At 51.7% G+C, this 1488-nt stretch carries 1 protein-coding gene; it reads right to left on the minus strand.

Translation table 11 applies throughout. From position 1 onward, the window contains the following. Positions 1 to 52 precede the first annotated feature (52 nt). Positions 53 to 1488, minus strand: a 1436-nt coding sequence (gene lnt, locus ACTHUT_RS20455) for an apolipoprotein N-acyltransferase (protein WP_440419636.1), incomplete at its 5' end; no start/stop codon positions are given.

Consider the following 1488-nt stretch of genomic DNA (forward strand, 5'->3'; position numbering starts at 1 on the left):
AAATAGTTTTGATAATAAAAAAGAACTTGTATAACAAGGTGTTAAAATTTTTTTATTCTGGTTTTTTCCGGCCAATCAGGATGAGGAATACGCCGATAACGGCCAAAATGCTGATGAGCCATGTTGAGCCGCCTGCTTTCATATAAGGCGTTTCTCCGATATAGCCTTTGACGTGGCCTTCGAGGACGGTTTCTGTATCCGGTTGAGCTTCGGCAACAATCGTACCTTTAGGGGAAATAATGGCGGTTGCGCCGGTATTGGTGGCGCGAACCATGTAGCGGCCCAGTTCCATTGCACGCGCTTGGGATTGTTGAAGCTGCTGATACATGGCATTGGATTTGCCGTACCACGCCATATTGCTGATGTTGGCAAGCAGGGTAGAGCGTTTCGCCGTTGCGATGAGTTCATCGCCGAAGCCGTCCTCATAGCAGATATTGAAGGCAACTTTTTGATCTTTCATCACCAAAGGCGCTTGGTTGTCGCCGCCTTTTTGAAAGTCGGCCAAAGGCATATCCATCATTTTATAGAGACGCTCGGTAATGGCAGGCAAGGGCTTGTATTCGCCAAATGGAACGAGGTGGTTCTTGGCGTAGTAGGGGATAACATCGGAAGTGCTGTTGTGATAGTCGCTCAAATTGATGACTGCATTTTCGTAGCCGTTGCCGTCGGGCGTATATTGGCTGATGCCGATGGCCAACGCGCTGCCGTTGCTTTGCGCTTGCTCGGCGAATTGTTCCAAGATGCCTTCGGGCAGGTCTTGGCGCATCAGCGGCAGAGCGGTCTCGGGCAGGATGACGATGTCGGCACTGGTCTTGCTGATTTGTTCGTAGTATTTCTGAATGGTCGGAATGATTTGTTCTTCCTTCCATTTCAGATTTTGCTCGATGTTGCCTTGAATCAGGGCAACCGTGCTGGTGCTGCCGTCGGGGCGGGTGTATTCGGTTTGTTGGGAAATGTAGCCGACGGAGCAAAGCGCAACGATAAGGAATAAGGGCAGCAGGCGGTGTTTCAGACGGCCGTGGTTGTCAATCAGCAACACCAGCCATGCGCTAAGGAAAGCGGTTGCCAGCGTGACCATATGAATGCCGCCCAAAGGCGCGAAACCTGCCAACGGGCTGTCTTTGATGATTTGGGAATAGCCGATTGCGCCCCAGCCGAATCCGGTCAGGAAACGTTCGCGGGCAAATTCTGCCAGCGTCCATAAAATCGGCAGCAGGAGGCCGGTTTTGGCCCAGCGCGACAGGTTGCATTTTCTCCACACCCAAAAACAGATGGCCGGATAAAGCGCGAGAAACGCAGGCAGCAGGAAGGTGAGGGGGATGGCGTATGAATCCGGCAAACCCGAAACATCATGCAAGGCAGTGTGTATCCAATAAAACTGCGCCGTATAACCGATTAATCCGAACAGATAGGCAGTCATGACGGCAAAGCGCGGACGCAATTCAATCAGGCGTATCAGCGCGCCAAACAACAGCGGCATCAGCCAGA

It is taken from the genome of Neisseria sp. P0022.S010 (assembly GCF_051956635.1).